The 13,749-nt window shown below is 37.2% G+C and carries 14 protein-coding genes; 13 read left to right on the top strand and 1 reads right to left on the bottom strand.

Annotation, left to right across the window (positions count from 1 at the left end; all coding sequences use genetic code 11):
• The 13 genes from ACIQ7N_RS04835 (at position 1) to ACIQ7N_RS04775 (ending at position 12,298) form a co-directional block, all read left to right on the top strand.
• Positions 1–720 (top strand): sugar isomerase domain-containing protein, encoded by a 720-nt coding sequence (locus tag ACIQ7N_RS04835; RefSeq protein WP_483869813.1) that lies wholly within the window; start codon positions 1–3, stop codon positions 718–720.
• 17 nt (positions 721–737) lie between these two features.
• Positions 738–1,007 carry an HPr family phosphocarrier protein gene (locus tag ACIQ7N_RS04830; protein WP_132356948.1) on the top strand — a complete coding sequence of 90 codons (270 nt, stop codon included), beginning with the start codon at positions 738–740 and terminating at the stop codon, positions 1,005–1,007.
• Complete coding sequence (gene ptsP, locus ACIQ7N_RS04825) at positions 1,001–2,719, top strand: phosphoenolpyruvate--protein phosphotransferase (RefSeq protein WP_402930541.1); 1,719 nt, start codon at positions 1,001–1,003, stop codon at positions 2,717–2,719. Before ACIQ7N_RS04830 ends, ptsP begins: the two co-directional genes overlap by 7 nt.
• A gap of 41 nt (positions 2,720–2,760) precedes the next feature.
• Complete coding sequence (locus ACIQ7N_RS04820; RefSeq protein ID WP_402930540.1) at positions 2,761–3,936, top strand: GNAT family N-acetyltransferase; 1,176 nt, start codon at positions 2,761–2,763, stop codon at positions 3,934–3,936.
• 291 nt (positions 3,937–4,227) lie between these two features.
• Positions 4,228–4,539 carry a PTS sugar transporter subunit IIB gene (locus tag ACIQ7N_RS04815; protein ID WP_132356945.1) on the top strand — a complete coding sequence of 104 codons (312 nt, stop codon included), beginning with the start codon at positions 4,228–4,230 and terminating at the stop codon, positions 4,537–4,539.
• 13 nt (positions 4,540–4,552) lie between these two features.
• The gene (locus ACIQ7N_RS04810) at positions 4,553–4,873 is read left to right on the top strand and encodes a PTS lactose/cellobiose transporter subunit IIA (RefSeq protein WP_402930539.1); all 321 of its coding nucleotides are present in this window, start codon (positions 4,553–4,555) and stop codon (positions 4,871–4,873) included.
• A gap of 45 nt (positions 4,874–4,918) precedes the next feature.
• Positions 4,919–6,247 carry a PTS sugar transporter subunit IIC gene (locus ACIQ7N_RS04805; RefSeq protein WP_402930538.1) on the top strand — a complete coding sequence of 443 codons (1,329 nt, stop codon included), beginning with the start codon at positions 4,919–4,921 and terminating at the stop codon, positions 6,245–6,247.
• 25 nt (positions 6,248–6,272) lie between these two features.
• Positions 6,273–7,355, top strand: coding sequence for a DUF871 domain-containing protein (locus ACIQ7N_RS04800; protein ID WP_402930537.1), 1,083 nt, complete (start codon positions 6,273–6,275; stop codon positions 7,353–7,355).
• Between the two features lie 116 nt (positions 7,356–7,471).
• Positions 7,472–8,446, top strand: coding sequence for an N-acetylglucosamine kinase (locus tag ACIQ7N_RS04795; RefSeq protein ID WP_402930536.1), 975 nt, complete (start codon positions 7,472–7,474; stop codon positions 8,444–8,446).
• 538 nt (positions 8,447–8,984) lie between these two features.
• Positions 8,985–9,746, top strand: a complete 762-nt coding sequence (locus ACIQ7N_RS04790) for a tRNA threonylcarbamoyladenosine dehydratase (RefSeq protein ID WP_053484771.1) — start codon at positions 8,985–8,987, stop codon at positions 9,744–9,746.
• Positions 9,747–10,072: 326 nt separating this feature from the next.
• On the top strand, positions 10,073–10,459 hold the full coding sequence (locus tag ACIQ7N_RS04785; protein ID WP_402930535.1) for a hypothetical protein: 387 nt from the start codon (positions 10,073–10,075) through the stop codon (positions 10,457–10,459).
• Positions 10,460–10,629: 170 nt separating this feature from the next.
• Entirely contained in the window at positions 10,630–11,190 is a 561-nt protein-coding gene (locus tag ACIQ7N_RS04780; protein WP_248716649.1) for a hypothetical protein, read from the top strand.
• A 391-nt stretch (positions 11,191–11,581) separates the two neighbouring features.
• The gene (locus ACIQ7N_RS04775) at positions 11,582–12,298 is read left to right on the top strand and encodes a hypothetical protein (RefSeq protein ID WP_402930534.1); all 717 of its coding nucleotides are present in this window, start codon (positions 11,582–11,584) and stop codon (positions 12,296–12,298) included.
• 102 nt (positions 12,299–12,400) lie between these two features.
• Here the strand turns inward: ACIQ7N_RS04775 and ACIQ7N_RS04770 are convergent, their stop codons facing one another.
• Entirely contained in the window at positions 12,401–13,690 is a 1,290-nt protein-coding gene (locus tag ACIQ7N_RS04770) for a replication-associated recombination protein A (protein WP_402930533.1), read from the bottom strand.
• Positions 13,691–13,749: the final 59 nt, after the last annotated feature.

The following is a 13,749-nucleotide window of genomic DNA, read 5'->3' as shown; positions in this document are numbered from 1 at the left end:
ATGGATGCATATTTTTTAGAAATTCAAAAGTTAATGCAGGTCGTGAGGGAGCAAGAATATGCCCAAATAAAAGAGGCAGCACAATTAATTATCAAAAGGCTTCAATGCGGAGGAATTGTCCAATTATTTGGTTGTGGCCATTCTCATCTTTTAGCACAGGACGCATTTTATCGCGCGGGAGGACTTGTACCTGTACGTCCTATCATCATTGAACCTTTAACTTTACATGCAGGAGCAATGACATCATCTAAAAACGAGAAGGACCCGACTATCATTGAACGGTATAAAGATCATTTTGATTTTCATGAAAATGATGTTTGCATTGTTATTTCAACATCCGGACGAAATCAAGCACCGTTAGATGTGGCTTTTTTAGCGAAAGAAACAGGAGTGCTAGTCATGTCCCTGCAATCACTTGCTTATTGCGAACAGCCGACTCGTCATCAAAGTGGACAGCGCTTAGAGGATGTAGTAGATATAGTTATCGATACGCATATACCAATAGGAGATGGGTTGCTGCATCACCATGATATACAGTATGCACCATCCTCTACAGTGATCGGTTCATTTATTTTAAATGCATTATTTAGTGAAATCATAGAGAGTATGGCTTTGTCTGACAAAATATTACCAGTTTTTAAAAGTAATAATGTTGATGCTGATTTGTCTCATAATGAGGCTATGATTACCAGTTATCAACATCGTATTAACTTTAAATGACATGCGGAGGGATATCGATGAAGAAAATGTTTAAAATAACTGCGCCAGAGGGACTACATGCTAGACCAGCAGCATTATTGGTAACGGCTGTAACACCGTTTGAGTGTGACGTTCAGTTAACGTATAAAGAGAAATCGGTCAATTTAAAATCAATTATGGGTGTTATGGCACAAGGGGTAGCACCTGGAAGCATTGTAGAAATTTCAGCAGAGGGATCTGATGTCGAGAAGCTATTTCAAACAATAACAGAAGTAATGGTTTCAAAAGGAATTGGTGAGGAATGTTAGAAATACAAGGAATTGCTGTTTCTCGAGGCATTGCCTTTGCAAATGCGTATTGTTTAAAGGAACCAGATTTAACTTTTGAAGAAGTTAAGATTACTGATGTCCATGCTGAACTGGAAAGATTTAAGGCAGCTATTATAAAAACGAAAGTGGAGCTACAAGAAATCCATGAAATAGCGCAAGAGAAATTCGGTGCTGAAAAGGCGGCTATTTTTGCGGCACATCTATTAGTGCTAGAGGATCCTGAAATGCTTTTATCTATTGAAGCGAAAATTCAATCTGGGGTGAATGCCGAATTTGCATTAAACGAAGTATCGAATATGTTCATTGCAATGTTTGAAGGGCTTGATAATGTTTATATGCAGGAGCGAGTCGCAGATATTCGAGATGTGTCTAAACGGGTATTAACCCATTTGTTAGGGGTTGAAATGGTGGATATGAATCGTTTAACCTCTGATGTTATTATCGTTGCTAGAGACTTAACACCTTCCATGACTGCGATGCTAGATACAACGTATGTCAAAGGGTTTATAACGGATATTGGTGGCAAAACATCTCATTCTGCTATTCTCGCACGAACGTTAGAGATTCCAGCAGTAGTTGGGACGAAAAATGCCACGGAAGGTATTCAACATGGAGCACCAATTATTTTAGATGGGACAAATGGCAAGATTTTTGTCAACGCTTCATCGGAAATAACTAGCTTTTATTTGCAGCAACAACATTTACACAATGAGGAGAATGAAGAACTTCTTCGCTATCGTTCATTACCAAGTTTGAGTGCAGATGGTTTTTCAGTAGAAATTGCAGGGAATATAGGAAACCCTGAAGATGCGGATATGGTCATCAATGCTTGCGGAGATGGTATCGGCCTGTTTCGTACAGAGTTTTTATATATGGAACGTCAGGAGCTACCAACTGAGGAGGAGCAGTTTCAAGCATATAAAAGTGTACTTGAGAAAATGCAAGGCAAGCCAACGATTGTTCGGACATTAGATATTGGTGGCGATAAAAATCTACCATATTTAAAGCTTGCTGATGAGATGAACCCTTTTCTTGGCTATCGTGCAATTCGGATTAGTTTAACTCAACAAGAAATGTTTCGCGTACAGATTCGTGCATTACTAAAAGCAAGCGCTTACGGCAATTTAAAAATTATGTTTCCGATGATTGCTACATTGGACGAATTTAAAATGGCGAAGGCAATATTGCTTGAAGAACAACAAAGTTTGAAGAGTGATGGATACCTTATATCTGAAAAGCTAGAAGTAGGAATGATGATTGAAATTCCATCGGCAGCCATCATTGCAGATGTATTTGCAAAGGAAGTAGATTTTTTCTCAATCGGTACAAATGATTTAATCCAATACACGTTAGCAGCGGATCGCATGAACGAAAATGTTTCTTATTTATATCAACCGTATCATCCTGCTGTTTTAAGACTGATAAAAAATGTCATTGATGCAGCACAGCATCATGGAAAATGGGTAGGTATGTGTGGTGAAATGGCAGCAGATGAAATAGCGTTACCGATTTTACTAGGATTTGGATTAAATGAATTTTCCATGAGTGCTTCCTCTATATTAAAGACTCGTGCACATCTCGCTAAGCTTTCTAAACAGCAGCTAACACCACATAATGAGCGCATTTTACAACTGTCTACGGCCTCAGAGGTCGAGGAATATGTCAAAAATAATCTATTAAGTTTATCTTGAATTGCACGAATATTCAGTATGGAGAAGGGGTGATCTAGCGTATGGAAATAAAAATAATACCGCCAAATGATTATTTACAAATACATCAATTAAGAGATTATTGTTTTCCGAATAAGTATACGGGTGCGCGGCGCGATGATTTTCACTATTGGATTGAGCATAGTACAACATTGGGTGCTTACGATGAAAATAAAGTAGTTGGACAGTTATTCATATTGCCACTAAATATGACAATTCATGGTGAAAATTATAAGATGGGCGGAATTGGTTTTGTTGCAACATATCCTGAATATCGGCAACAAGGTATTATCAAAAAGCTTATGACAGAGGCCCTGAAGAAAATGCGAGAGAATGGGCAGAGCATATCTGTGTTAGCACCATTTTCGGTATCCTTTTATCGTTACTTCGGCTGGGAATTATTTTTTGAAAAGCTATGTTACACCATTCCACAAATGCTGTTTCCTTCTTTCGGAAAGCAGCTGGACGTAGTAAAACGTATGAGCTTTGAATGGCCAGATCGTGATCTTTTTCAGGCGATTAAAGATTTTCATAATGCACAGGCGTTGTTCAATAATGGAAGTATGTTACGAGATGATGCTTGGTGGAAAAGGATAGAGAGAAGGATGCCTGATAGTCATTTTGCGGCATATTTTAAGGATGATAATATTGCAGGTTATATTCGCTATATCATTCAGGATGGAACGTTTGAGATTCATGATTTTATAGCTGAGGATTTACTAGCAGAACAAGCGATTTGGCGTTTTATAACGTCTCATGCAGCGAGTGTGAGTAACATTAAAGGAGTTACTTCAAACAACCATCAATTTGGCTTTTATTTTAATGAACCACAGTTTAAAAAGGAAGTCGTTCAGGATGTAATGGTAAGAATAGTAGATGCTTTGATGTTCATGCAACATTATCCGTGGGGCGATATTCAGGAGCCATTATATATTCAAATTAAAGATATATTTTGTAGCTGGAATGAGCATGCATATAAAATAAATAAAAGTGGAGATGTCTCCATAATTGAGACAAATTCTAGTCAAAAAGTGCATATGTTAACATTACCAATTAATCTTTTTTCAGCGATGATGGTGGGCTATCTTTCTGTAAAGGATGCTGCCTTGTATGCAAATGAAGAATTGGCTGAAGACATTATTGATCGCTGGCAGCAAGCGTTACCCTCTAATAAACCCGCATTCTATGAATACTTTTAAGTCGTGTATATGTTGAAAAAGTAGGTATGAATGTAGTTGGTTCTGAAAAATTAAATTTTTTTGAACTTTTTTCTGGACTATACCAGTTAGGTGAATCCATTCTGTAGTCTGTAACAGAGTTATAGCCCAATTTTTAAAGTCTTTGTATAAGGGAGTAAATGGTGTTAAAAGTATATTGTGGTATATACCAATTGATGCTATTCTCATCTTAAGAAAGCGATTTCATAGTTAAAAAATCATAAAAATAAAGTTAGTCAAAAAGACAATCTTATCATGAAAAGGAGTGCTTTTATGAAAAACATTATGCTAGTTTGCGTGGCGGGAATGAGTACTAGTTTATTAGTATCAAAGATGCAAAAAGCTGCACAAGAACAAAATATTGAGGCAGATATTTATGCGATTGCTGAAGGTGAGGTTGACAAAGTATTAGCTACTAAGACGGTGGATGTGCTGCTACTAGGTCCACAAGTCCGTTACTTAAAAGGAACATTTGAAAAAAAATACAAGGCAATGAATTTTCCGATTGATGTCATTAATATGGCGGATTACGGCATGATGAATGGCGAAAATGTTTTAAATCAAGCGTTACAGTTGATTGGTTAAGGGGGCAACGACAATGGAAGAAACAGTTTTGATGGAATCCATAATGGGACTGATTGTGCATAGTGGTAATACGAGAAGTGAATGTATGGAGGCTATCCAGCTAGCAAAAAATGGACAGATTCAAGAAGCAAAGGAAAAAATACAGGTAGCTAACGATGCATTGATTGAAGCGCATCATTCTCAGACGGCTCTACTGTCACAAGAAGCAAGGGGAGAAAAAGTAGAAGTGTCAATGTTGTTAATTCACGCACAGGATCATTTAATGAATGCCATCACGTTTCGTGATTTAGCAACTGAAATGATAGAGTTGTATGAACGAATCAAAGGGGAATAGCATCAAACCTTGATGTCACAATAAAAAGTAAAGGGAGTGTGTGAAATGTTCCGTTTTTTAGAAGAAAAATTTGTGCCAGTCGCAGCTAGAGTAGGGAATCAGCGTCATTTAGTTGCCATTCGAGATGGATTTATTACAATCATGCCATTGACAATTGTTGGATCACTTGCGGTACTTGTTAATACTTTGCCTATCAAATTCTATCAAAATGCGCTCGATGCCATCTGGAAGCATGAAACTTGGACACAGTGGGGCGGCAATGTTTGGGGAGCAACATTTGGAATCATCTCTCTGTTATTAGCTTTTACAATTGCTTACCATCTTGCTAAAAGTTATGACAAGGACGGACTTTCTGCCGGTGTAATCAGCTTTTCAACTTATTTGACGTTTGGTACCTTTGGTGAAGGTGGATTAACAGGGTTAACGACAGGTACTGGTGGTATATTTATTGCCATTATTATTGCGTTGCTGTCAACTGAATTATTTTGTAAATTGACTGGAAATCCTAAGCTGCTAATTAAAATGCCGAATGGAGTACCACCGGCTGTTTCAAAATCTTTCGCCGCGTTATTACCTGCTATTATTACAATTGGTGTATTTGCTTTAGTTCGTACAATTATTTCGGCAGGCTTTGATATTCCTGATATCGTCGGTTCATTCTACTCAACTATTCAAGAGCCGTTTATGGGCTTAACGAATTCATGGATTGCGGCTTTACTTTTAGCATTCATTCCTACGTTTTTATGGACATTAGGTGTTCATGGTGCTAACATTATCGAACCATTTATGCAAACGATAAATTTACCAGCTATTGAAGCGAATGTAAGAGCGATTTCATCTGGTGAAGTAGCACCATACATCGTAAATAAACCATTCTTTGATGCCTTCATCAATATGGGTGGTTCCGGGACAACAATAGCACTTATTATTGCTATCTTCCTTTTTGCTAGAAAGAATAAACAATATAATACCGTCGGAAAATTATCGGCGGCACCAGGGCTTTTTAATATTAATGAACCGTTACTTTTCGGTCTTCCAATCGTGTTAAACCCAGTGTTATTTGTACCGTTTATTTTGACACCTATGGTGAACGTAACAATTGCTTTCTTTGCAACGAAGTGGGGCTTTGTGCCAGCAGCTACTGTTTCACCAACATGGACAACGCCACCAATTATTAATGGATTTTTAGCAACTCAATCTTGGCAAGGAGCTGTTCTTAGTATTGTTTTAATTATAGTCGCAGTGTGTATTTATTTACCGTTCATTTCGGTGGCAAACCGCATGGCGAAACAGAGCGAACAGCGAGCTGCTGAAGCAGAGTCTCAAAACGAACGGCAAAATACAAAATTAGAGAGTCAAAAAGTAGAAGTGTAATTGTGAGCTAACGGAGGTATTTAAATTGAAAAGATTAGGGATTTCACTATATCCTCAGCATAGTACACTAGACGATATGAAGCGATATGTTCAGCTTGCTCATGACAATGGTTTTGATCGAATATTTACTTGTCTTATGTCGTTAAATAACGATCAGGAAAGACAAAAATTACAGCACATCAATAAATTTGCGCAGCAGCTTGGCTTTGAAATTTCAGCCGATATTGCACCGGCTGTTTTTGAAGATTTAGACTTAACATATAAAGATATCGGTTACTTTAAAGAGCATTATTATTTAGCGGCATTGCGCTTAGATATGGGTTTTTCTGGCCAAGAAGAAGCGTTTATGTCTCTCGATGCAAGTAATTTAAAAATAGAATTAAATATTAGTAACGGTACTAAATATGTAGAAAACATATTATCCTATCAACCGAATAAAGATAATATTATTGGTTGTCATAATTTTTATCCGAGACGTTTTACAGGTCTATCACGTCAACATTTTTTACAAACATCTCAACTATTTAAAGCAAATCATATTCGAACAGCAGCAATGATTTCATCGCAGCATGCTATGTTTGGACCTTGGGAAGAAACCGAGCATGGCTTGCCAACATTAGAAGAGCATCGTCACCTGCCAATTACTGTGCAAGCAAAGGATTTATGGCACACTGGTTTAATAGATGATTGTATTATTGGCAATATGTTTGCTTCCGAGGAAGAAATACGTGCATTAGGTCAACTAAATCGCCATAAGCTAGAGCTGAAGGTTGAGCAGTCTGTTGAAACGTCTGTTTTAGAAGAGGCCATCCTTTTTAAGGAGCCACATTTTAATCGTGGCGATGTTTCGGATTATGTTATCCGTAGTACGCAATCTCGTGTTAAATATAAAAATGGTGACTTCCCTGTACATGATACCGATCTATTAAAATTGGGCGATGTGACAATTGATAATAATTTAGATGTACGTTATAAGGGTGAGCTACAAATTGTTTTAAAGGAAATGCCGAATGCCGGATCGACAAATGTTGTGGCAAGAGTTGTAGAAGAAGAACAATTTTTATTAGCACATATTCAGCCTTGGGCATCATTTGGCTTTACGAAATGATGACAGAAGAAGGGATTAAGCCATTAGTGATAGTGCTTAATCCCTTTTTATCTTTAGTAAGCAGATGTTTTTTTGAGGAACAGCTAAGGTGAAATTGACGAGAAAGGAGTAAGGATATGATTGTATTAGCGATTGACGGTGGTGGAACGAAAACGTCAGCAGTAATTTGTGATGAATTGGGCAATGTTTATGCTAAAGTAGTAACGACTCGCAGTAACCCAACTGCTATGGGTATTCCAATTTTTAAGTCAACGATTCATGATATACTACAAAATTTGCAACAACAAAATCCGCAAGTATTTGCTGCCATAGATAGTTGTTTTGCTGGCATGGCTGGCGTTAAGGAGCTACAGGCTGAAGAAGTTGTAGAATCGATAGTACGTCAATACGTTCCTAAGACAGCTCATGTGATTGTTGATAATGATGCTCTAATTGCACTTTATGCAGGTACACTTGGGCAGGCAGGTATTGTGCAAATTGCAGGGACAGGCGCTATTACAATGGGCTACGATCGTGAGCAACGCTTTCATAGAGTAGGCGGCTGGGGTTATCTTTTTGATGATGAGGGCAGTGGCTATGATTTAGGTATGCAAGTGCTGAAGGCTATTTTTCAAAGCTATGATGGACGCGGAGACCCAACAGCTTTGACAGCTGTCATATTGCGTTATTTTTCTGTAGAAAATGTACCACAATTAATAGAGTGTATATATGGAGAAGAGCATCCTCGGACCGTGATTTCACCGTTAAGTAAATATGTTTTTGATGCGGCAGAAGAAGGTGATCGTGTTGCTATTCAGATCATTGAGGATGCTTGTAAGAAATATTATGTGGCGATTAAAGCATGTTACGCTCATATGACTTGGGAGGAAGGGGACGTGCCTGTCGTATTAGTCGGTGGCGTTTTTAATAATGAAGCATATTTTTTACCGAAATTACAGCAATTCGCACAGGCTGACAAAATACCATTGCAATTTATGGCACCAGTTTTACAACCGATCGGCGGGGCGGTAATTGCGGCTTTTAAGCAAATAAATGCCCAGCTCGGCTTAGATTTTGCAGCATGTTTCTCCAAAAATTATGAACAAGAATAGTGTTGAGACTAAAGGCAATTGGATGACGATTTATTCAATTGCCTAAATTTTTTACTTTAAGCTGTAAACATTTAGATTTTTAACGGTTCAAGTCAAACTTTACATAAATTCTTTCAGTGGATGTCACGGGATTGGAGAGGAGTTACTAAAGGATGTTAGCCTAAAATCATTGTATTCATGTGATAACAGCTAACCTGACCTGCATCACGCCGCTACGCTTTCGTGCAAAAAACATCCGCATGCTAAAGCACAAAGCGAATACGAGACGCATTGTTTATCTGTACGAATGCGAAGCGACAGCAACGATTATGCCGAGGCATAATTGCTTTAGTAGGAATACTTAATTTTTTTAGTTATAATTTTTACTTGATGAATATCGTAATAAAATGTAAGATAGGTTTGATTTTATCTTAGTATTTAACTAGGTTTACTAATAAAGTGATTAGTGGGATGCATTATCCAACGCTGATCATCAATCGGGCTTTATATAATTGCCCGTTAAAGCGTACTAAAAATTCAATAGACGGAGAGTGTAAGGATGTTACATCAATTTTCACGTAATGAGCTCGCAATAGGAACAGAGGGACTCGAAAAATTAAAAAATACAACGGTAGCCATTCTTGGTGTAGGCGGTGTAGGTTCATTTGCTGCTGAGGCTTGTGCACGAAGTGGTATTGGCCGCATTATTTTGGTGGATAAGGATAATGTAGATATTACGAATGTTAATCGTCAATTAGTTGCCTATCTTTCAACGGTCGGAAAATCTAAGTCAGGTGTCATGAAAGAGCGTATTGCTGATATTAATCCACAATGTGAAGTAATTGATATGCATATGTTTTACACGGAGGAAACATATGAGGAATTTTTCGCACAGGGCATAGATTATGTCATTGATGCGAGTGACACTGTGATGTATAAAATTCATATTATGAAGGAATGTCTAAAGCGTAATATTCCAATGATATCTAGCATGGGTGCAGCCAATAAAATGGATCCAACTCGGTTCAAAATTGCAGATATTTCTAAAACGCATACAGACCCATTGGCTAAAGTAATCCGTACAAAATTACGTAAGGATGGTATTCATAAAGGAGTAACGGTCGTGTTCTCAGATGAGAGTCCTATTGTTGTTCGTCCAGATGTCGTAGAGCATGTCGGAAAACCGGATGCAGCTATCCGTAAAGCAAAAATGCCTCCATCTTCCAATGCCTTTGTTCCTTCAGTGGCAGGCTTAATTGCTGCCAGCTGGGTAGTGAATACAATCTTAAAAGATGTAAAAATTACACGTGTACAAGGCTAATATTTCTGTAGCGAAAGCGAAGCGGCAGCTACAAGTGTTTGTGTCAAAAACTTTCATCGTTAAATTAACAATAACTTTTTCGATAAGCTTAAATAACTTTTCGATAAAATAAAAGCGGAACGAAATCACCCTCGGAACTGGTGATTGGCCATTTTATGGAAGTAGCTGTCTCGTTTGCAGACGGCTACTTTTTCTATGTTACAATAGGAACGTTGTAAAAAGGGGAGCTACGATATTTAGTAAAATATCTATACAATTTATGTTGAAGAGACATATTATGATCCTTCAACATTTGCTGTAGAACCTATTAAAGGAGGCGTTTTATTGTGGAGCAAATCTATCAAATGGAATATAGGGGCTTAAATCTATTCGATGAAATTAGTACAGTAGAATTAGCTATTGATGAAGAAGGACAAACAATTCACATTTTTGATATTGGACAAGTTGTTAGTCCTATTTTTAATTTTGATGTTTCGGCCTACGAGCTATCAGATGGTTTTTATAAAATGGCGGATATACTTCGACATAAACGTATATTGACAAATCAACAGCCAGGTAATGAGCTAACACTTAGTGAGTGGTTAATTACAAATACGGCCTATTTCTATATGCCACAAAAAAGAATAAAAAAATATGCTCAAGGAAGTATTATAGAAATTATTGACCGAACGAAAGAGCAATCTTTATTTGATGATTATGTACAAAAAATATAATTCTACCAAAATAGTTCGCATTCGGTGCTCAAAATGCTAATAATTCACTATATTGTCTTATTTTTTTCATGTACCCACTTCTTTATTTGGTTTATTGCTATAATTTTAATAATTCCAATAGATGATGAAAAAGTTTGTTTGGATGTGCAGGACTGCCTAGGGGAGTAGGAATGACGTTTAGAAAACAAATGACAATATGGGAGAGTGGGAAAATGGAAATTCAAGTAATTCGTGATCATTTAGACATTGTAAAACTTCAGGAGAAAATGAATAATATTGTATTTGACTATTTGGATACATCTAATAATTATCCAAAGGCTATGAGAGAACTAAACCCTTTATATACACAAGCTACAACATTTTATAAAGAGTATTTGGACAATAGAGCGGGTGAATTACCAAGTGCCAATACATATTGGCATTTGTTTATAGATTGCTGCGCAAAGCTGTGCTACTTTTTAGCGGCATCAACGTATTATTCATCCAATGAGTTACAAAAAACACCTGAAAAAGTTGAGCAATTATTAACGATTGCTGCCTATTCTTTACCTAGCATTGACCAAGAAGAGAATGAACAATTATTATCAGCAATTTTTGCGCTTTATCGTGAAGTAGTAGGGGATGAAGAGAAAACATCATCATTACGAAATGCTGTGCTTGAACAAAAAGGTGCAGTCAAACAATGCTTACAACAATTAAAAGTATTTGTTAATAATGAAATGACACAATAATTCAAGAGTGCTTGAACATTTTTTAAAAATAATATAGCAACTAGAATCTGCTTACTTTTTGCGGTTGATTCACCAATTCTTACAGTACACTGCTTTGTGAGGGTAATTGGGTTTCAAGTTCTCAAAGTATTGCAGATTTTTTTTGTAAATGTTAATAGACTATTGTATGAAGACCGTGAAATCCATTATTGTAGTGATAAAGTTTTAGTGTGTGAAATTAAAAAAGGACTTTTTACTTAAAAGGTATTTATAGATTTTTGTCGAAATATAGTTAAAAATTGCAAATCTATTTGCAAGCATTAGCATCAATAGTAACGGAAATAACTATATGATATGGTGATGATAAAGATTTATTCCGTGCTGTATGAATTTATAGGAAAGGGGCAGTTCAATGTTAATAAACGGTATCGAAATCAATTTGGCGAAATTAGAAAAACCGCTCTTATTAGTAAGTGAGAGTGAGGAACTTCTATTTCGACAGCTTATACAAGAAACACTTGAACATGAGCTTACCCAATGTCAATTAGCCCTATCAACAAGGAAGTCTATCTCATTAGTAAGGGATTTTTGGTTCGCTATGTATAAAGATCGAGAGAAATTATATATCAACAGCGGACATGCGCTCTTGTATCCAATTCGTTTAATCATATTCGAAGTTGTGACACAAGACGACTCCTTTAAACGTTTGTCCAAAAAATCTTTTGGAGATGAGTGTCTGTCACTTATTTATGCCATTGTCCTATTACACTTTGTCTTATTGTGGATAAAGGAACGTTTTAGTGATAACAAGGAAGTATATGAGTCATTAAAATTTTTATATAGAACAATTGATGATAATATAGATGATCAAACCTCTCCATCAAGAGAGCAATCAATTGGCCAAGCTATTGCTGTAAAAGCAATTCGTTCTGAAGTCCGGGAGAACGCCCAGGAATTTGCTAGTCTACTCTATCAAACCTACAATTTTCTTCATTATTTACATGAAATCGAAAAGGACAAAGAGGAGAAAGAAACGACGAGACAGACATCGATGAAAGATGTGGAAGATGCATTGAACCGATTTTACGAAACACGCTACACTACAAATAAGGCAACCTTCACAGGATGATTATTTAGTAGTCAGTCCGGTTTTTTAGCGAAAGTAATAAGATAAAAAAATAAGGCGCTTCTTGTTAAAATTGAAGTGCCTTATTGTTTTTCAGTACTATTATTATTTTTTATCCCTATGAAAAGATTTAAGCTTTTCGTAGATTCCTGCCATTCGTTTTTCTTCACCCGCAATAACAGGTTTATAAAATTCTGTGCCTACAAGATCATCCGGTAAATATTGCTGGTCTACCCATCCACCAAATGTTCCGATAGGGCTGTTGTGGGGATATTGATAGCCTACATGACCTAAATCTTTTGCCCCTTCATAGTGAGCATCGCGTAGATGATGTGGAATATCGCCTGTTTTTCCTGCATGAATGCTGGCAATGGCGGCATCAATTGCCACAATTGCAGAATTGGATTTAGGCGCAAGGCACATTTCAATAATAGCACTTGCAAGCGGAATACGCGCCTCTGGTAGTCCTAGACGCTCTGCCGCTTGTACAGCCGCAAGCATATGCGGTCCTACCTCAGGGTTGGCAAGGCCTATATCTTCATAAGCCATAACTAGTAAGCGTCGACTAACAGCTACTAAATCACCTGTTTCCAATAAATGAGCTAAATAATACATTGCTGCATTCGTATCACTTCCACGAACTGATTTTTGTAATGCAGATAGCAAATTATAAAAATGGGATCCTTTTTTATCACCATAAACACCAATTCTGCCTACAAGATGCTCAATGATATGATCAGCAGCGATTGTTTGACCGTCTACTTCATCACTTGCATAATAAATTGATTCAAGCAAAGTTAATGCCTTCCGTGCGTCACCATTAGCTGCTTCAGCAATTTGATTAATTTGATGATCTGTTACTATAAAGTGATATTTACCTAGCCCGCGCCTTTCATCAGAAAGTGCTTTTTTTAGAAGCTCGATTATATTTTCGTTCGTTAAACGTTTTAGTTGATATATTTCTCCACAACGTGATCGGATAGCGGGATTGACATCATGGTACGGATTTTCCGTTGTAGCTCCAATTAACACGATGGAGCCGTTTTCAACATGTGGCAACAAAGCATCCTGCTGTAATTTATTAAAACGATGAATCTCATCCAAAAAAAGAAGGACTTTTCCTGAGATTCTAGCTTCCTGTACAATATCCTCGACGTCCTTTTTACCAGCGCGAGTAGCATTAAGCGCGAAAAAGGGGAGCTTCGAGCTTCCTGCTATGGCATTCGCTATTGACGTTTTGCCGATACCTGGCTCACCGTATAGCAGCATGGATGGAACATGTTCATTTTGAATCATTTTATAAAGAGCGGTGTTAGGACCGATAAAATCCTGGTGTCCTACAATTTCATCAAGGGTTAAAGGACGCATGCGATAAGCGAGTGGTTCATTATGCATTAAAATTCCCCCTTTCAACTGTTTTCAATGATTTTTTGTGCTTAGAATGAAGCGTTACA

It is taken from the genome of Lysinibacillus sp. NPDC095746 (assembly GCF_044763535.1).
Lineage (GTDB): Bacteria > Bacillota > Bacilli > Bacillales_A > Planococcaceae > Lysinibacillus.
The sequence above is the reverse complement of the archived record's forward strand: the minus strand, read 5'-3'. Positions and strand labels throughout refer to the sequence as shown.